Below are 16,531 nucleotides of genomic sequence, written 5' to 3' on the forward strand. Positions count from 1 at the left end.
TTGGCAGAGGATTAAAAATTAGTTATTGTGACTAACTCTTTTGGTTAGAAAAAGATAAACTTGAGAATCTTCGGTCAAATTTATTGACTCAAAATCAGCTATACTTAATTTAAATGAAACAGCCCTACCCGTTGGGGGCGTGGCGCCGCCCCCAAACCCCCCGCGCATTAGTTTTTCGGTGAGATGCTTACACGCAGCCGCTGACACATTTGTCATCATTTAAGAGTCACTGATAATTGCTGATTGTCGGTATTTCTGCAAATGTGAGATGCACCCGGGTTTTCATGGCAACAGGGAATCCTTGGCATAATCTGATTTCCCTCCTGTTTTACTCAGCAGACGGATATTTTCAATCAGGATTGATTTTTCTAACGCTTTAGCCATATCGTATAAAGTCAAGGCTGCCACAGATACCGCCGTTAAAGCCTCCATTTCTACCCCAGTTTCCGATTTTGTCACCACTTCTGCCCGAATTTCGTAACCGGGTAACTCTGCTTTCGGGATAATCTGAACATTGATTTTTTGCAGGGGTAAGGGATGGCAAAGGGGAATTAAGCAGGAAGTTTGTTTGGCTGCCATAATTCCCGCTAGTCTGGCCGTCCCTAAAACGTCACCTTTAGGCGCATTTCCCTGTTCTATGGCTTCAAAAGTCGTTTTTAGCATTCTCACTTGTCCTAGAGCGATAGCAGTGCGTTTGGTGGGCGTTTTCTCCGATACATCCACCATCTGGGCCTGGCCTTGGCTGTCGAGATGAGATAATTTTTCTTTACCCTCTTGCGTCATTGAATGAACCTGTGCTATAGTAGTTTACTGTTGAGAAAAACAAGGGCTTGTAGCTTAGTGGATTAGAGCGTGTGGCTACGGACCACAAGGTCGGGAGTTCGAGTCTCTCCAAGCCCGTTAGATACAATGGCATATACTACAGGAATTAGGGCCCTATGGTTCCTAATTTCTTTGCTTTTTTACCCCATCTCCCCATCTTCCTACTTTCCTATACTTTTTAAACAGGATTTAGTATCATCAGCCAGTTTTGCTGGAGTATTTTTTACCCCCAAACAGTGAAAGAAACTAAACTTTTAGGATTGTATAATATGAATTTTCCCGCACCTGCGCCGACACCCTTTCAAGTTGCTTTAGAGCGTTACCAGAATGCTCTAAATTATTTAGATACTTCTCAGAAGAAATCTCTGAAAAAAGAACAGGCTTTAGAAATTATTACCGCCAGAGATGCTCTTCAGAAACGAATGGAAGCCGAGGCGGAAATTTCGGTTGATATGTGTTCAAAATTAATCGAACAAGATAATAGATTAAAACAGAAAAGTTACAAAATTACTCAAGTTCTTGATTTAGCTGAATATCGGGAGACTTTACCTATTTCTGCTCAAGCTTGGTGGTGGCATTTAGAAAGCAGGGAATCTCTGCATCCTTGCAATCGTTTTGATTGGCTATTGAGAATCGGTAAACTGGTTTTATTAGGGGTTAATTTTACATTAATCGGAACGATTGCTACTCGGTTTCTTGGTGGTGGTTCAGGTTTGCTAGAAATAGGAGGTGTTATTTTTTCGACTTTCATTTCTTTATTACAAACTGAAAATGCTCTCACACGAACGCGCCAGAAGGGTTTTGTTAAGTTAATGAAATTTCTTGGGATTGCTGAACATTGGTATGAAGAAATACAGTTTTCTGTAACAGTAATAGTCTTTGCTTTTCTCTTGGGAATTTATCTAAATTTCTCTTGGTTTTCTGAGTTTTATAAGCAAGCAGGAAGCCGTTTACAATCTCCTTCGCCAGCAAGTCAAGAACTTCCTAATTTAGCCTCAGCCGAAGAGAAGTATTTAAAAGCAATTGAGTTAGATCCAGATAATTTAGATGCTCATTATAAGTTGGCAACACTTTATGAAGAGTTACAGGATTTGACTAATGGGAAGAAACACTATTTAATTGCGGCAAAAGGTGGTTTTATAGATGCTTATAATAATCTCGCTTATTCGTATCTGCGCGATAATAAGAATGCAGAAGCGGTAGAGTTACTGGAAAAAGCTAAGAGATTATTAGCAGAAAAAGATGAAAAGTTAGACCAATTTACTGAAGATGAGAAACGCAATTTAGCGGTACAAAAATATAGTATTTATAAAAATCTAGGCTGGGCCAGATTTAAGCAAAATCGCAGTGAAGATGCAATTGGTAATCTTTTAGTCGCTATTAGTATCGCTGAAAATCTAGCTTATCAGAAATTTATCCGCAATCCCGGTGCTGCTTTTTGTATTTATGCTCAACTTTTAGAGAAAGAAGACAAGAAATTATCTCAGGAAAATTGGCGTAAATGTCTTAAATTAGCCGAAGGGAGGGTAATTAATACAGAGGAGGAGCAATGGTTATATGAAGCGAGGAAAAAAATTAAAGTGAAGTAAAGTTTAGTGACTATTCTCTGAGTAATGCGCTAAATCCTTCTTGCTGAAAATGCTTATCAAAGGTTAAGATTTCATAGATTTCCAGTTGTCTCATAATCTGCATTGAAGCACAATCAGTTAAACTGTAACCTTTATCTAATCGTCTTTGATAAAAATCAAAAGCCTGCTGAAATTGTTCACTGGTTTGGGGAATGATTATGGTTTTGCTGTCATTGCGTAAATCATGAGTTAAACGAATAGCTGATTTACGCAAAAATTCCCCTCTACTGCATAAAGCATTGAGTAATTCTGTGAGAACCATTTCACTGGTAACACCTCTAAAGTTACCCAGTCTTGCTACCATACTTATAGCAAGTCTATGAGCATTATCTCCTCTATCAGCTAACGCTTTTAAATAGAAGGTATCTAAGAAAATTTTTCTCATTCTTCCTCATCTTCTCTCGGTGCGCCGTACATATAATGTTCCGCGTTACGCGCAAAGTCTCTGGGAAAGTGTTTTCGCCATTCTGATTGGGGAACAACGTTACCAATCTCAACAATTCTTTGCCAAAAAGGTTTTTTGCGAAATTCTGGGTCATTTTCTAGTGCATCCCATTTAGCATCGAGTTCTTCCATTGATAACTCAGGCTCTTCGGATGTGTTAGAGGTTGAATGATTGTTTAAGTTAGTCATGATTAAAGGTTCCTCAAGTTCTTTGATTAAATTGTCTGATTCTGCGTTAGATTGAGGGTTTTGTTTGTCCATGATTGATCAGAAGTTATAGTTTACTTTTATCATAGCATTTTTGAGTTGGAGCGAGGTACGGAGATTATCGAGGGGAATTAACCACAGAGACACAAAGAACACAGAGATTATTCACCGATTTTATAATTTATACTGATGATGGCAAGAGAGCCGAATGTTTAACTGAAAGCTTGACATTGTTTTATGTGGCGTGTTTTATTTGCCTTTGATCCTCATCGACAAGCAATTTTACTTGTTGGGGGGAACAAGTCAGGTAACAAAAGATGGTACAAAGAAAATATTCCTATAGCAGATCAACGTTATCAAAAATATCTGGAAAAACTTAAGGAAGAAAAGTTATGAAAGAATATACTAACTTCTCGGAAGAATTTAATAAACTTGGTAAAGAACGACAAGCAAGTATTAAAGCAAGAGCTTCTCAAATTTATTTAGAGGAACTTACGCTTAAGTATTTGCAAGAAAAACTAGGTTTATCTTCATCAGAATTGGCAAAGTATCTTGAAGTACAGCAATCAATAGTACCTAAACTTAAACAAGAGCAAAATCTAGAGCTAAATACACTGCGCGAAGTAGTTAACGCCTTAGGTGGAACTGTCGAAATTATTGTCAAAATTCCCAACAAAGAACCTATAATTATTGGTGACTATTCAGAAACGAAGTGTAATTAACCACAGAGACACAAAGAACACAGAGATTATTTGCCAATGTTATAATATGTACTCAATAATAAAGGTGTTCGCTTTTGGAACACAATATTTAAGATGGAATTAACGGGAAGACTCCATGAACGCTATAAAGCAAAAATCTTAAATTGGTAAAAATCTAATCCGAAAAATACGATCTGTTACTGACACAATTGCTCCCGTCTTTAATGCTTTTGTACAATCTCGTAAAACTATAGTTAAACACTGATTAATTAGATTGTAGTTTTCATTGCCTAAACGGAATAGGATGACACTTGGTAAATTATCACCACTAATAGCGAGAAGTTGAGAAAAATCTAGATCGACAGTTAAAATTATCCGCTTTTCTCTTTTTGCTTTGGCAAGAATTTCCTGATCAGATAAAGTTTGTAAGCCTTCATCTCGAAGATGAACGACATCATAACCTTGTTCTCTTAACCATGAGACTGTACGCAGAGAAATCCCCATATCGGCTAGAAACTCTATCTCCATTGCTCGATTAATTCAAAATGATGAACTTGTTCTCTGGCTAACCAAGAAGCATATAATAAACATTGGTGAATATCTTCTCTTTCTAGGTCAGGGTATTCCTCTATTATTTCCTCTATCGGCTTTTCGTTAGCAAGTAGATTAAGAATTAAAGAAACAGGAATACGCATTCCTCGAATACAGGCTTGACCTGCCATAATTTTGGAGTTAAAAGTAATTCGGTCTAATTGTTTTAAGGTCATATAGTTTCCAGAAATATGAAGATGATACCTGTGGTAATTTTATTATAGCTAATTCTATAGTTGCGAGTGGAAGTGGGAAATTACTCCTTCAGTGAGGGTGCAAAGCTTGTCTCCAACCCTGTAGGGAAGATTAGGGAATGGTGAGGTTTTAAGTTGTAGTAGTATAGTATAACAAGTTAGACGAGAAAACGGGTTTTTTGAAAAAACCCGTTTTCTGAAATTTTATGACTAAAGTTCAACAACGAACCTAATTAAAGCAAAACCTCAATTGATTCAACCCATGAATAAATTTCTCAAACTCTTTACCCCCATTTCCCTGATATTAATTACTGTAGGATTTCCGGCGGCGACTTTTAGCAACACTGTTGGAGTTAACACGATTTTTCAGGTAAAAGGGAAAGTTACTGTTAAAAAACCACAATGGAAAAAACCCCTTCCTGCTTCCGTCGGACTTACCCTCAGTTTTGATGATAAGTTAGAAGTAGCAGCTAACGCTTCGGTTAAGGTTTATTGTAGTAATCTCAAGCAGTGGATGGTTAAACCGGGAAAGTATATTGTTTCTAATGGCTGTCCTCGGGGAAATCCTGTGATTCCACTTCCCAATAGTAATAATACAACCCTCCGTCCAACAGGAAAAACAGAGAAAGTCTTAGCAAAATTACCTTATCTAATTACTCCTCGTCAAACGAATATTCTCACCAATCGTCCTCCCCTGCGGTGGAATGCTGTTCCGGGTGCAACTAATTATACTATCAAAATAGATGGGGTTAATTGGAAAACGCAGACAAATAAAACTGAGATAGTCTATCCTGGTGAACCTCCTCTGGAAGCAGGAAGGCGATATCGAGTAATCATAGAAGCTGATAATGGTGCATCTTCTAGAAGTGATGATGAAAACGTCGGGTTTAGAGTATTAGATGAACAGACGAAGAAAACGGTTTTAGATGCTGTTAAAGCTGTTCAACAGCAGCAGTTATCCCCAGAGGAAGCAGGGTTAGTTTTAGCGCATATTTATCGAGGTTATGAGTTGTATGGGGATGCGGTTGAGGTATTAGAAAGATTGGTTAAGCAAAATAGTCAGGTTGCTACGGTTTATCAACTGTTAGGGGATACTTACCTTAAGATGGGTTTACCTCAGTTGGCAAAAAAACCTTATGATAAGGCGTTAAAACTGGCAACAAATACGCAGAATTTGTCAGGACAAGCGGAGATACAAGCGGGTTTAGGAATAGCTTATCGTCTCTTGGCAAATAAGGATGAGGCGATACAGTGGTTAACTAAGGCGAAGGGTAGTTATAATCAGTTAGGGGATATTTCGCAGGTTCAGGAATTGGATAAAACAATTAATGACATTTTAAGGAGGGAGTAAGGATGAAAGTTAAATTATTGATGATGGCTACTACTTTTGTACGGAGGTAATCAAACAATGGATAAAGATAAACTCATAAAATATCGTCAAGCAGTGCAAAATTTGTTAAGTCGCTATGTAGCAGAAGATGTTACCAGTGAAGACGTAGAAGTACAATTAATATTTGATGTGGAACGGGATCATTATCAGTGGATGAATGTAGGATGGGAAGGTTTAAAACGAGTTTACCGCTCGATTGTTCATTTTGATATTCGTGATAATAAGATTTGGCTACAACAAAATTTAACGGAATTGAATCCAGCAGAAGATTTAATTTCAATGGGTGTTAAGAGGGAGGATATTGTTTTAGGACTGCAACCACCTTATAAACGGCCTTATACTAATTATGGTACTTAAAACAAATTCTCCTTCTCACAAATACGTCAACAAATATGGATGAATTATTTAATTAGGAGATAATTATGTTTGTCTGTCATGTATGTGGTGCAAAAGATGTCGAAGAAAAATTAGTCGATGAAACTCTTAGGATTGATGGTAGCCTAATCTTAGTTGAAAAAATCCCCGCTCAAGTATGTTATAACTGTGGTGAGGTTGTTTTTAGCAGTGAAACGGCAGAAAAAATCAGAATTTTACTACAGCACAAGGCTCAACCTGACAAATCTATTCAAGTTGATGTTTTTACTTATCAATAAACTCTAGGGATAAAAAACCAATGAAAGTATCAATCAAATCAGGGATAGCGGTTGTCGTCATTACCGGGATGATGGGATTATCGGGAGTCATGTTAAACCCAACGGTGGGACAGGTGATTTCTCAGGTTTCACCGCAAGATAAATTAGCCGAAGCAGAGAGGCTAACTCAGCAAGTTATTCAATTGTATCAGCAGGGGAAATATAACGAGGCGATTCCCCTAGCAGAACAAGCTTTAGCTATCCGTAAAAAGGTGCTTGGAGACAACCATCCCAATACTGCCAGAAGTCTCAACAACTTGGCATCACTGTATCAAAATCAAGGAAGATATAGCGAAGCTGAACCCCTCTACAAACAAGCTTTAGCTATCAAGAAACAACAATTAGGAGACAACCATCCCTCTACCGCCACCAGTCTCAACAATTTGGCAGAACTTTACAGAGTTCAAGGAAGATACAGCGAAGCTGAACCCCTCCACAAAGAAGCCTTAGCTATCAGAAGAAAACAATTGGGAGACAACCATTCTGATACTGCAGAAAGTCTCAACAATTTGGCTGCACTTTACAACTCTCAAGGAAGATACAGCGAAGCCGAACCCCTCTACAAACAGGCTTTAGCTATCTTCAAAAAACAATTAGGAGACAACCATCCCGATACCGCCACCAGTCTCAACAATTTGGCAGCACTTTACAAGTCTCAAGGAAGATATAGCGAAGCTGAACCCCTCTACAATCAGGCTTTAGCTATCAGCAAACAACGATTAGGAGACAACCATCCCTCTACCGCCGTCAGTCTCGGTAATTTGGCAGGACTTTACAACTCTCAAGGAAGATACAGCGAAGCCGAACCCCTCTACAAACAGGCTTTAGCTATCTTCAAAAAACAATTAGGAGACAACCATCCCGATACCGCCGTCAGTCTCAACAATTTGGCATTACTTTACTATTCTCAAGGAAGATATAGCAAAGCCGAACCCCTCTACCACAGGTCCTTAGCTATCAGGAAACAACAATTAGGAGACAACCATCCCGCTACCGCCACCGGTCTCATCAATTTGGCAGGACTTTACCAGTCTCAAGATGACATTCCTCAAGCAATTAATTATCTCAGCCAAGGACTTGCAGTAGAAGAATACAACCTCTCAGAAAATCTAAAAATGGGGGATGACAAGCAAAAACAAGATTATATGGCAAAGGTTTTAGGGAGGACTAATTCGGTGATTTCCCTCAATCTTCAAGCTGCACCGAATAACCCAGAAGCAACCCGTCTCGCCTTGAAAACTATCTTAGAACGCAAAGGACGAATTTTAGATGTTTCAACCAATAGCTTACAAATTCTCCGACAACGTACTGATGACCCCGAAAGTCAACAATTATTAACTCAACTGATTGAAGTTCGGACTCAACTATCTAATCTGACTTTTAAAAAGCCTGAAGATATTAAAAACCCAGAAATTTACCGTCAACAACTTAACGAAGTTACCGCAAAAGCAAAAGAAATAGAGGGTAAAATCGGTGTTCGTAGTGCCGAATTTCGTAGTCTATCCCAACCCATTACCCTGGAAGGTATTCAAAAGTTAATTCCTGCTGATGCTGCTTTAGTTGAAATAGTCCGCTATCGACCTTTTAATCCTAAAGCACCTGAAAATCAACGCTTTGGCATTCCTCGCTATGCTGTTTATATTCTCTATCCCAATGGTGACATCAAAGCCAAGGATTTAGGGGAAGCTAAACCGATTGACGACAAATTAATTTACTTCCGTGACAATCTTGCAGACGCACAAACTCCTCTCCCTCAACTGCAAAAATCAGCGCGTCAACTTGATGAGACATTGATGCAGCCTATCCGTCAATTATTAGGCAATACTAAAACAATTCTGCTTTCTCCTGATGCTGCACTTAATTTAATTCCTTTTGAAGCTTTAGTAGATGAAAATAATCAATACTTAGTGGAAAATTATCATATTACCTATCTCACTTCTGGACGAGATTTACTGCGTCTTAAAGATAAATTTGCTAGTCAACAATCTCCCCTTATTGTAGCTGATCCTTTCTACGGTAAAGCAGGGGAAAAAGTCGCTCTCACTCGTTCCATCGACCTGTCTGAGTTTACTTTTCCCGGTCTTCCGGGTACAGAGGAAGAAGCTAAAGCGATTGAAAATCTCTTACCTCAAGCCACTGTTTTAACTGGTTATAAAGCCACAGAAAACGCCGTCAAACAAGTGAAAAAACCAAATATTCTCCACATCGCTACTCATGGTTTTTTTAAACCAGAAAGCAATGTGCTTGAGAATCCTTTATTGCGTTCTGGGTTAGTTTTAGCAGGAGTTACAATCGGTCAAAGTGCAGGAGATGATGGGGTTTTAACTGCTTTAGAAACTACAAATTTAAACTTAGTGGGAACCAAATTAGTTGTCCTTTCTGCTTGCGATACGGGGAAAGGAGATATTAAAATCGGTCAGGGAGTTTATGGATTGCGCCGTGCTTTAGTTATTGCGGGAAGTGAAAGCCAATTAATTAGCCTTTGGAAAGTATCTGATGACGCGACTAAAGATTTAATGGTCGCCTATTATGGACGCTTGCAAAAAGGAGAAGGACGCAGTGAAGCTTTACGGCAAATTCAACTAGGAATGCTCAAGGGTGAGAAGCAAAAACATCCTTTTTATTGGGCCAGTTTTATTCCTTCTGGTGATGCAACTTCGATGCAATTTGACTGATGAAGGGTTAGGAGTTAAACTTAGTAGTAAAATTATTGGTATCACAAACAATTACTAGGAGAGTCACACAATGGCAACATTTACAGAAAACGACCTCAAAGAATTAAAAGACTTTATTGTAGGACAATTCAAAGAAGTTAATAGCAAAATAGACAAGTTATCTGAAGAAGTGAATAACTTAAGAGTTGACCTAGCAAATGTTAAAGGAGAATTAACAGGTGTGAATAAACGCCTAGATAACTTGGAATTTACTAATCGAACCATCTTTGTTGCCATTGTTACTGCACTAATGGCAGGATTAGTTAAGTTATTTTTCCCAAATTTTCCTACTAATCCTTAACTGTGATTCAAAAAGAAAACGGGTTTTTTGAAAAAACCCGTTTTCTGAAATCGAATTCAAAATAGGAAATAGCGTTGGGCCATGGGTAAAACCGTAGCCGGTTCACAGATTAATAATTCCCCGTCAGCACGCACTTCGTAGGTTTCGGGATTAACTTCCATGCGCGGTAAAGCGTCATTTAGCTTCATACTAGCCTTACTGATATTGCGCGTATTCGACACTGCCACGGCGGTTTTTTTCAGCTTTAACTTCTCAGGAATGCCCGCTTTCATAGCATATTTAGAAACAAATGTCAAGGAAGTTTTGGCGATCGCACCACCAAAAGAGGCAAACATGGGACGCATATAAACCGGTTGGGGTGTGGGAATACTGGCATTAGCATCGCCCATTTGCGCCCAGGCGATTAAACCGCCTTTCAGGACAATTTCCGGTTTTACGCCAAAAAATGCCGGTTTCCAGAGAACCAAATCGGCTAATTTGCCCACCTCGATGGAACCGACATAATCGGAGACACCATGGGTAATAGCAGGATTAATCGTATATTTAGCAATATATCGTCTTGCCCGCAGATTATCATTCTCTCCCGTTTCCCCGGTCAGTCTGCCCCGTTGTACCCGCATTTTGTGGGCAGTTTGCCAAGTGCGGATAATTACTTCTCCCACCCGTCCCATCGCTTGAGAATCGGAGGAAATGATACTAAAAGCCCCTAAATCGTGGAGAATATCCTCGGCGGCAATAGTTTCCCGGCGGATGCGGGATTCGGCAAAAGCCACATCTTCGGGAATACTCCGGTCTAAATGATGACAAACCATCAACATATCAAGGTGTTCCTCTAAGGTATTCGTCGTATAGGGACGAGTGGGATTAGTAGAGGAGGGTAAAACGTTCATTTCCCCGCAAACCTTGATAATATCGGGAGCATGACCACCGCCGGCCCCTTCCGTGTGGTAGGTGTGAATGACGCGATTTTTAAAAGCGGCGATAGTAGCCTCAACAAAACCGGCCTCATTGAGAGTATCGGTATGAATCGCCACCTGCACATCGTACTTATCGGCCACGCTTAAACAAGTATCAATGGCTGCCGGAGTGGTTCCCCAATCTTCATGGAGTTTTAAGCCAATTACCCCCGCTTTTACCTGTTCCGCTAGTCCTTCCGGCTGACTGCTATTGCCTTTACCCAAAAAACCCAAATTCATCGGGAAAGCTTCGGCGGCCTCTAGCATTCGATAGATGTTCCATTCTCCCGGGGTGCAGGTGGTGGCATTAGTTCCCGTCGCAGGTCCAGTCCCGCCACCAATCATCGTGGTAATCCCCGACGCAATCGCTGTCTCAATTTGTTGGGGACAGATAAAATGAATATGGGCATCAATCCCCCCTGCTGTCAAAATCATCCCTTCCCCGGCTAATGCCTCGGTAGCAGGACCGATAATAATATCGACATTATCTTGAATGTGGGGATTGCCCGCTTTACCGATTTTATAAATTTTGCCGTCTTTAATGCCCACATCGGCTTTAACGATGCCCCACCAGTCGAGAATTAGGGCATTAGTAATCACCAAATCCACCGCCCCATCTTCCCTAGAAATGGGGGATTGGCCCATACCATCGCGAATTACTTTACCGCCGCCGAATTTTACCTCATCGCCGTAGGTGGTGAAATCTTTTTCGACTTCGATAAATAATTCCGTGTCTGCCAGGCGAACTTTATCTCCGACGGTGGGGCCGTAGGTTTCTGCATAGGTGCGGCGGTCGATGCGATAATTCATAGGGGGAATTCTTGAAAATCGACATTGATTATACGATCGATTTTCCGGCAATTATCGCTTTTTAGGGATTTTCTTCCATTTTTAATCTGGCTCGTTTTCGAGGATTTCTTTGGCTTTCAGTAAAGCTTGGCGATGTTCTTCGGTAACGGTGGGATATTTTAAACCCAGGGATTCGAGGGTTTGATAAATAACCGCCCCCACAGCTAAACGGGTAAACCATTTGCGATCTGCCGGGATAATATACCAGGGGGCCCATTCGGTACTGGTATGATTGAATACCTCCTCGTAGGCTTTCGTGTAATCATCCCAAAAAGCTCTTTCTTTGACATCATTTTCGGAAAACTTCCAGTTTTTTTCGGGGCGATCAATTCTTTCTAAAAATCGTTTTTTCTGTTCTCCTTTAGAAACATTGAGAAAGAATTTCAGGACAATAACCCCATTGTTAACCAGATATTTTTCAAAATTATTAATCTCCTCAAAACGTCGCTGCCAAACTTTCTTGGTTCTGTCTTCCGGGGGGAGTTTTTGCCGTTCCAATAAATCTTGATGGACGCGCACGACTAATAATTCTTCGTAGTAGGAACGATTAAAAATACCGATACGACCCCGCTCCGGTAAAGCTTTATAATATCGCCAGAGATAATCGTGGTCTAGTTCTTCGACCGAGGGAACTTTAAAGCTAAATACCTGACAGCCTTGGGGATTTAAACCCGACATAACGTGTCTAATCGTACCATCTTTACCCGCCGCATCCATGGCTTGCAGATTAATTAACAGAGCATAGGTATCCTGGGCATAAAGTTTATCTTGAAACTCGGCCATTTTTTCGATCCCCTGTTGCAGCAGCAGTGTGGCATCTTCTTTGGTAATGTAGTCTGGCTTAAACCGGGCATCGTAATCTTTGTGTAGAGAAATTTCTTTACCCGGTGGCACGATTAAGGATTGTAAAAATGCTTGGCGATCAATTTTGCTGACCATGCTCTTCTCCTTGATTGTTTTGACCCCTAAAAGTACATTGTAGCACTTTTGCTCGGAAAATACCTAACTCTTGAACCGGCGAGTCAAGGATGAAATGGCAGAAATGACCTAGAAACAAGTATATTTAAATATTCGATTTTAGCTACTCCTCATCTGACGAGAAAGTAAAGAATAATTTTTAGGCGATCGCAAATTCGGTAAACTGTCGCACTTCGGGAGGTTGAAAAGCTAAAACTATCTCACTACTGGGAATTCCTACGCGCATTAATTCCGTGGCGATACCTGCTTCTGTCCAATCTTCTTCAATATAAATTTTGTCATTTTTTAGACGAAGATAAACGGAAATAGCTTTAATTCGTTTGCCATTTTTCCAGCCAATATTAAACCAAAGATATTGGCTTCTATCATCGTCAAATATCAATATTTATTCTATGTCTTGATCGGGTACTTGTGAGGAAATTTCTGCATATTCTGTGAGAATTTTCTTGATTATGTTTTGATAATAATTTAGTTTATCCATGACCAGACTTGCCTAGGTATTATTCAATTTTATTTTCTGAGCAGAGGGTGAGCTTTTCATAGCTCACCCTCAACTTCATACTAACTCAAAACACCGGAAGGAATCCCTAAAATATCCTCAATCTTAGGTAAATCTTCTAGGGGAATTACCCGGCCTTCATCCTCAAAACCAGCGATTTCATTAAAGTTCAAATAGCGGTATAAATCGCCAGCAAAAGGATTAATTTTCTCGGTGACAATTGCGAGGTATTCCTCAACGGTGGGAATGCGTCCCAGTAGCGCACAAACTGCCGCTAATTCGGCGGAACCGAGATAGACTCGCGCATCTTTTCCCATGCGATTATTGAAGTTACGAGTCGAGGTAGAAAATACCGTCGCTCTGTCTTCAACCCGCGCTTGATTACCCATACAAAGGGAACATCCAGGCATCTCAGTACGCGCCCCAGAAGCGGCAAAAATGCCGTACATTCCCTCATCGCGCAATTGTTTTTCATCCATGCGGGTGGGGGGACAAATCCACAGTTTAGCCTTAGCAACTCCTGCCCCTTCTAATATCTTAGCAGCGGCGCGATAATGACCAATATTAGTCATACAAGAACCGATGAACACCTCATCAATTTTATCCCCAGCACATTCCGACATTAACTTGATATTATCGGGGTCATTGGGTGCGGCGACAATTGGTTCTTTAATCTCGCTTAAATTGACGGTGATAATATCCGCATATTCGGCATCCTTATCCGCCTCCATCAGGACAGGATTAGCTAACCATTGTTCCATTTTTGCTACCCGACGTAGGATAGTTTTGGCATCACTATAACCCCGGGCCGCCATATTTTTTAACAGAGCCACATTAGAGCGTAAATATTCCGCCACTGTCTCGGTACTTAACTTAATCGTACAACCAGCGCAGGAACGTTCCGCCGTGGCATCGGTTAACTCAAAAGCCTGTTCTAATTTCAAATCCGGCAGCCCTTCCATCTCCATAATCCGACCGTTAAAAACATTTTTTTTGTTCTGTTTTTCCACGGTTAATTTGCCTTCTTGCATGGCAACGTAGGGAATGGCATTAACAATATCGCGCAGAGTTACACCGGGTTGTAATTCCCCCGTAAAACGGACTAAAACCGATTCCGGCATATCCAAAGGCATTACTCCCAAAGCGGCGGCAAATGCCACTAAACCCGACCCCGCAGGAAAGGAAATTCCCAGGGGAAAACGAGTATGAGAATCGCCTCCAGTCCCCACCGTATCCGGCAATAACATCCGATTTAACCAGGAGTGAATAATGCCATCTCCCGGACGTAAAGCCACCCCACCCCGGGTAGAGAAAAAGTCCGGTAATTGGTGATGAGTTTGAATATCAACCGGTTTGGGATAGGCTGCCGTGTGACAAAAACTCTGCATGACTAAATCGGCGCTAAAACCTAAACAGGCTAACTCTTTTAACTCGTCTCTGGTCATCGGGCCAGTGGTATCCTGAGACCCTACCGTAGTCATAATCGGGTCACAGGAAGTACCCGGCCGCACCCCGGGTAAACCGCAAGCTTTGCCGACCATTTTTTGCGCTAGGGTGTAACCTTTACCCGTGTCATTAGGCATAGTGGGACGAGTAAATAGGGTACTAGCCTCAAGTCCCAAGGCGTGACGGGTTTTATCGGTGAGACTGCGACCGATTAATAGGGGAATACGACCGCCGGCCCGCACTTCATCCAGAATTGTCTCAGGTTTGAGGCTAAAAGTGCTAATAGTTGCGCCCGCTTCGTTGGTGATTTTGCCTTCGTAGGGATAGATTTTAATCACATCCCCCGTGTTCATTTGGCTAACATCGCATTCAATCGGTAAAGCGCCAGAATCCTCGGCAGTATTGAAGAAGATAGGGGCGATTTTACTACCTAAAATATAGCCACCAGCACGTTTATTAGGCACAAAGGGAATATCATCGCCAATATGCCAGAGAACCGAGTTAATCGCCGATTTTCGGCTGGAACCAGTCCCAACCACATCCCCCACATAGGCGACTGGATGGCCTAATTTTTTCAATTCGGCAATGGTTTCTAAGGACCCGGGTTGACGGGTTTCTAACATTACCAAAGCATGGAGGGGAATATCGGGCCGGGTGGTGGCATGGGGAGCGGGAGATAGGTCATCTGTATTGGTTTCTCCCGGTACTTTGAAGACGGTGACGGTAATTTCTTTAGCAAGTTTCGGTTTAGCGATAAACCAAGCGCCATTGGCCCAAGCATCGATAACCTGTTTAGCATAGGGATTGGTGTCGGATAATTCCAAAACCTCGTTAAATGCGTCGAATACCAGCAGGGTTTTACTTAAAGCGCTGGCAGCAGCAGCGGCGATATTAATATCTCTGGATTTCAGCAGTTCAATCAGAGAATGAACGTTATAACCACCTACCATGGTTCCCAGTAAGCTAACCGCACCCTGGGGGGAGATAACGTTAGATTTTATTTCCCCTTTGGCAATTCCTGTTAAAAATCCCGCTTTAACGTAGGCCGCTTCATCAACTCCGGGGGGAACACGGTCACGCAGCAGGGTCAGCAATTCTCCTTTGAGTTCTTCGGACGGATTTTTGAGTATTTCGCATAATTCCGCCGTTTGTTGAGCATTAAGGGGAAGGGGAGGGATACCTAATTTCGCTCGGTCGGCAACGTGCTGATGATACGCTTCTAACATAGGTCTATTTTCTCCTAGTCTTCACTTGTGACGGTTTCTTCCTAGGTTACTGGATTTTTGCTAGTCTCGAAATTTCTAGGTTAGCGAGAGATGACTTTATTGTGTGACTTCTATAAAATGAGAAAATAGCGATCGATTGACTATATTAAGGCGTAGATAATGGCTATCACCGATTCTGATCTAGATTTAGCACAATATATCGACCATTCTCTCCTCATCCCCACCGCCACCAGGGAACAATTAGAGGCTTACTGTCAACAGGCTGATCAATATCATTTTCCCACCGTCTGCGTTTATCCCGCTGCCGTTAAGCAAGCTGTGCAGTTACTCCACGGCAAAAAAACTTTAGTTTCTACCGTAATTGGTTTCCCCGCAGGGGCCACTACCTCCGCAGTTAAACGTTATGAGGCTTTAGAAGCCGTAGATAATGGTGCCAAGGAGTTAGATGTGGTTATTAATCTCGGTTGGCTAAAAGATGGGAAATCTGAGGAATTATTCCAAGAAATTGCTAGTATTTGTCAGGAAACCGGCCAGACGGTAAAAGCGATTCTGGAAACCTCGCAACTGACGGACACCGAGAAACGTTTAGCGGCGGAAATTTGCATGGATGCAGGAGTGAGTTATCTAAAAACCAGTACCGGCTGGTTTGGCGGTGCAACGGTTAGCGATGTCAAGTTTCTCAAGGAAATTAGCAAAGGCCGGGTAGGAATTAAAGCATCCGGCGGAATTCGCACCCTAGAACAAGCGATCGCTCTTATCCAGGCTGGGGCCACCCGTCTGGGAACTTCTCGCGGTGTCGATTTAGTCCGTCAGCAAAAAGCTGCCTTTGAGGGGTAATACTAAATCCTGTTTTAAAAGTATAGGAAAGTGGGGTGTGGGGTGTGGGGTAGTGG

17 protein-coding genes, 1 tRNA gene and 1 pseudogene are annotated in these 16,531 nt (G+C 41.4%); 10 read left to right on the plus strand and 9 right to left on the minus strand.

Annotation, left to right across the window (positions count from 1 at the left end; translation table 11 throughout):
- Nucleotides 1-282 precede the first annotated feature (282 nt).
- Nucleotides 283-783: a cyclic pyranopterin monophosphate synthase MoaC gene (gene moaC, locus IQ234_RS15055; protein ID WP_193957679.1), complete on the minus strand. Its 501-nt coding sequence runs from the start codon at nucleotides 781-783 to the stop codon at nucleotides 283-285.
- A gap of 43 nt (nucleotides 784-826) precedes the next feature.
- On the opposite strand from moaC, the gene IQ234_RS15060 reads away from it, so the two are divergent.
- Both IQ234_RS15060 and IQ234_RS15065 read left to right on the plus strand, forming a co-directional pair.
- Nucleotides 827-900, plus strand: a tRNA-Arg gene (locus IQ234_RS15060).
- A gap of 191 nt (nucleotides 901-1,091) precedes the next feature.
- On the plus strand, nucleotides 1,092-2,411 hold the full coding sequence (locus IQ234_RS15065; RefSeq protein WP_193957688.1) for a tetratricopeptide repeat protein: 1,320 nt from the start codon (nucleotides 1,092-1,094) through the stop codon (nucleotides 2,409-2,411).
- Between the two features lie 10 nt (nucleotides 2,412-2,421).
- Here IQ234_RS15065 and IQ234_RS15070 read toward each other — a convergent pair whose 3' ends face one another.
- Nucleotides 2,422-2,835, minus strand: a complete 414-nt coding sequence (locus IQ234_RS15070; RefSeq protein ID WP_002774363.1) for a type II toxin-antitoxin system VapC family toxin — start codon at nucleotides 2,833-2,835, stop codon at nucleotides 2,422-2,424.
- Entirely contained in the window at nucleotides 2,832-3,083 is a 252-nt protein-coding gene (locus tag IQ234_RS15075; RefSeq protein WP_002774365.1) for a hypothetical protein, read from the minus strand. The genes IQ234_RS15070 and IQ234_RS15075 overlap by 4 nt, the downstream gene beginning before the upstream one ends.
- A 255-nt stretch (nucleotides 3,084-3,338) precedes the next feature.
- Here IQ234_RS15075 and IQ234_RS15080 point away from each other — a divergent pair, with 255 nt between their 5' ends.
- Together IQ234_RS15080 and IQ234_RS15085 are read left to right on the plus strand one after the other, a co-directional pair.
- Complete coding sequence (locus IQ234_RS15080) at nucleotides 3,339-3,497, plus strand: type II toxin-antitoxin system RelE/ParE family toxin (protein ID WP_228008570.1); 159 nt, start codon at nucleotides 3,339-3,341, stop codon at nucleotides 3,495-3,497.
- Nucleotides 3,494-3,823, plus strand: coding sequence for an XRE family transcriptional regulator (locus IQ234_RS15085; protein WP_002785496.1), 330 nt, complete (start codon nucleotides 3,494-3,496; stop codon nucleotides 3,821-3,823). Before IQ234_RS15080 ends, IQ234_RS15085 begins: the two co-directional genes overlap by 4 nt.
- A gap of 138 nt (nucleotides 3,824-3,961) precedes the next feature.
- On the opposite strand, the gene IQ234_RS15090 is transcribed toward IQ234_RS15085, so the two are convergent.
- Nucleotides 3,962-4,330 carry a DUF5615 family PIN-like protein gene (locus IQ234_RS15090; RefSeq protein WP_193957680.1) on the minus strand — a complete coding sequence of 123 codons (369 nt, stop codon included), beginning with the start codon at nucleotides 4,328-4,330 and terminating at the stop codon, nucleotides 3,962-3,964.
- On the minus strand, nucleotides 4,321-4,569 hold the full coding sequence (locus IQ234_RS15095; protein WP_193957681.1) for a DUF433 domain-containing protein: 249 nt from the start codon (nucleotides 4,567-4,569) through the stop codon (nucleotides 4,321-4,323). The genes IQ234_RS15090 and IQ234_RS15095 overlap by 10 nt, the downstream gene beginning before the upstream one ends.
- A 280-nt stretch (nucleotides 4,570-4,849) precedes the next feature.
- On the opposite strand from IQ234_RS15095, the gene IQ234_RS15100 reads away from it, so the two are divergent.
- The 5 genes from IQ234_RS15100 to IQ234_RS15120 all read left to right on the plus strand — a co-directional run bounded on the left by IQ234_RS15100 (nucleotide 4,850) and on the right by IQ234_RS15120 (nucleotide 9,684).
- Entirely contained in the window at nucleotides 4,850-5,938 is a 1,089-nt protein-coding gene (locus IQ234_RS15100) for a tetratricopeptide repeat protein (protein WP_193957682.1), read from the plus strand.
- A 57-nt stretch (nucleotides 5,939-5,995) separates the two neighbouring features.
- Nucleotides 5,996-6,334, plus strand: coding sequence for a XisI protein (locus IQ234_RS15105; protein WP_002743169.1), 339 nt, complete (start codon nucleotides 5,996-5,998; stop codon nucleotides 6,332-6,334).
- Nucleotides 6,335-6,399: 65 nt separating this feature from the next.
- Nucleotides 6,400-6,630, plus strand: coding sequence for a type II toxin-antitoxin system MqsA family antitoxin (locus IQ234_RS15110; RefSeq protein WP_193957683.1), 231 nt, complete (start codon nucleotides 6,400-6,402; stop codon nucleotides 6,628-6,630).
- Nucleotides 6,631-6,650: 20 nt separating this feature from the next.
- Nucleotides 6,651-9,344 (plus strand): tetratricopeptide repeat protein, encoded by a 2,694-nt coding sequence (locus tag IQ234_RS15115; protein WP_228008571.1) that lies wholly within the window; start codon nucleotides 6,651-6,653, stop codon nucleotides 9,342-9,344.
- 70 nt (nucleotides 9,345-9,414) lie between these two features.
- On the plus strand, nucleotides 9,415-9,684 hold the full coding sequence (locus IQ234_RS15120; RefSeq protein ID WP_193957684.1) for an LPP leucine zipper domain-containing protein: 270 nt from the start codon (nucleotides 9,415-9,417) through the stop codon (nucleotides 9,682-9,684).
- Nucleotides 9,685-9,740: 56 nt separating this feature from the next.
- Here IQ234_RS15120 and ureC read toward each other — a convergent pair whose 3' ends face one another.
- The 4 genes and pseudogenes from ureC to acnB form a co-directional block, all read right to left on the minus strand.
- Nucleotides 9,741-11,450 (minus strand): urease subunit alpha, encoded by a 1,710-nt coding sequence (gene ureC / locus IQ234_RS15125; RefSeq protein WP_002785480.1) that lies wholly within the window; start codon nucleotides 11,448-11,450, stop codon nucleotides 9,741-9,743.
- 81 nt (nucleotides 11,451-11,531) lie between these two features.
- Nucleotides 11,532-12,428 carry a polyphosphate kinase 2 family protein gene (locus IQ234_RS15130; RefSeq protein ID WP_193957685.1) on the minus strand — a complete coding sequence of 299 codons (897 nt, stop codon included), beginning with the start codon at nucleotides 12,426-12,428 and terminating at the stop codon, nucleotides 11,532-11,534.
- A 178-nt stretch (nucleotides 12,429-12,606) separates the two neighbouring features.
- Nucleotides 12,607-12,948, minus strand: a pseudogene (locus IQ234_RS15135) (XisI protein).
- 80 nt (nucleotides 12,949-13,028) lie between these two features.
- Nucleotides 13,029-15,638, minus strand: a complete 2,610-nt coding sequence (gene acnB / locus IQ234_RS15140; RefSeq protein WP_193957686.1) for a bifunctional aconitate hydratase 2/2-methylisocitrate dehydratase — start codon at nucleotides 15,636-15,638, stop codon at nucleotides 13,029-13,031.
- A 159-nt stretch (nucleotides 15,639-15,797) separates the two neighbouring features.
- On the opposite strand from acnB, the gene deoC reads away from it, so the two are divergent.
- On the plus strand, nucleotides 15,798-16,475 hold the full coding sequence (gene deoC, locus IQ234_RS15145; protein ID WP_193957687.1) for a deoxyribose-phosphate aldolase: 678 nt from the start codon (nucleotides 15,798-15,800) through the stop codon (nucleotides 16,473-16,475).
- Nucleotides 16,476-16,531 lie beyond the last annotated feature (56 nt).

It is taken from the genome of Microcystis aeruginosa LEGE 91341 (genome assembly GCF_015206885.1).
GTDB classification, from domain to species: domain Bacteria; phylum Cyanobacteriota; class Cyanobacteriia; order Cyanobacteriales; family Microcystaceae; genus Microcystis; species Microcystis aeruginosa_H.

What these genes read in the sequence shown, in the direction of transcription:
- IQ234_RS15095 (WP_193957681.1), bottom strand. Translation starts at nt 4,569, where the DNA reads ATGACCTTAAAACAATTAGACCGAATTACTTTTAACTCCAAAATTATG.
- IQ234_RS15065 (WP_193957688.1), top strand. Translation starts at nt 1,092, where the DNA reads ATGAATTTTCCCGCACCTGCGCCGACACCCTTTCAAGTTGCTTTAGAG.
- IQ234_RS15090 (WP_193957680.1), bottom strand. Translation starts at nt 4,330, where the DNA reads ATGGAGATAGAGTTTCTAGCCGATATGGGGATTTCTCTGCGTACAGTC.
- IQ234_RS15120 (WP_193957684.1), top strand. Translation starts at nt 9,415, where the DNA reads ATGGCAACATTTACAGAAAACGACCTCAAAGAATTAAAAGACTTTATT.
- IQ234_RS15075 (WP_002774365.1), bottom strand. Translation starts at nt 3,083, where the DNA reads ATGACTAACTTAAACAATCATTCAACCTCTAACACATCCGAAGAGCCT.
- deoC (WP_193957687.1), top strand. Translation starts at nt 15,798, where the DNA reads ATGGCTATCACCGATTCTGATCTAGATTTAGCACAATATATCGACCAT.
- IQ234_RS15105 (WP_002743169.1), top strand. Translation starts at nt 5,996, where the DNA reads ATGGATAAAGATAAACTCATAAAATATCGTCAAGCAGTGCAAAATTTG.
- acnB (WP_193957686.1), bottom strand. Translation starts at nt 15,638, where the DNA reads ATGTTAGAAGCGTATCATCAGCACGTTGCCGACCGAGCGAAATTAGGT.
- ureC (WP_002785480.1), bottom strand. Translation starts at nt 11,450, where the DNA reads ATGAATTATCGCATCGACCGCCGCACCTATGCAGAAACCTACGGCCCC.
- IQ234_RS15115 (WP_228008571.1), top strand. Translation starts at nt 6,651, where the DNA reads ATGAAAGTATCAATCAAATCAGGGATAGCGGTTGTCGTCATTACCGGG.
- IQ234_RS15100 (WP_193957682.1), top strand. Translation starts at nt 4,850, where the DNA reads ATGAATAAATTTCTCAAACTCTTTACCCCCATTTCCCTGATATTAATT.
- IQ234_RS15130 (WP_193957685.1), bottom strand. Translation starts at nt 12,428, where the DNA reads ATGGTCAGCAAAATTGATCGCCAAGCATTTTTACAATCCTTAATCGTG.
- moaC (WP_193957679.1), bottom strand. Translation starts at nt 783, where the DNA reads ATGACGCAAGAGGGTAAAGAAAAATTATCTCATCTCGACAGCCAAGGC.
- IQ234_RS15085 (WP_002785496.1), top strand. Translation starts at nt 3,494, where the DNA reads ATGAAAGAATATACTAACTTCTCGGAAGAATTTAATAAACTTGGTAAA.
- IQ234_RS15080 (WP_228008570.1), top strand. Translation starts at nt 3,339, where the DNA reads ATGTGGCGTGTTTTATTTGCCTTTGATCCTCATCGACAAGCAATTTTA.
- IQ234_RS15110 (WP_193957683.1), top strand. Translation starts at nt 6,400, where the DNA reads ATGTTTGTCTGTCATGTATGTGGTGCAAAAGATGTCGAAGAAAAATTA.
- IQ234_RS15070 (WP_002774363.1), bottom strand. Translation starts at nt 2,835, where the DNA reads ATGAGAAAAATTTTCTTAGATACCTTCTATTTAAAAGCGTTAGCTGAT.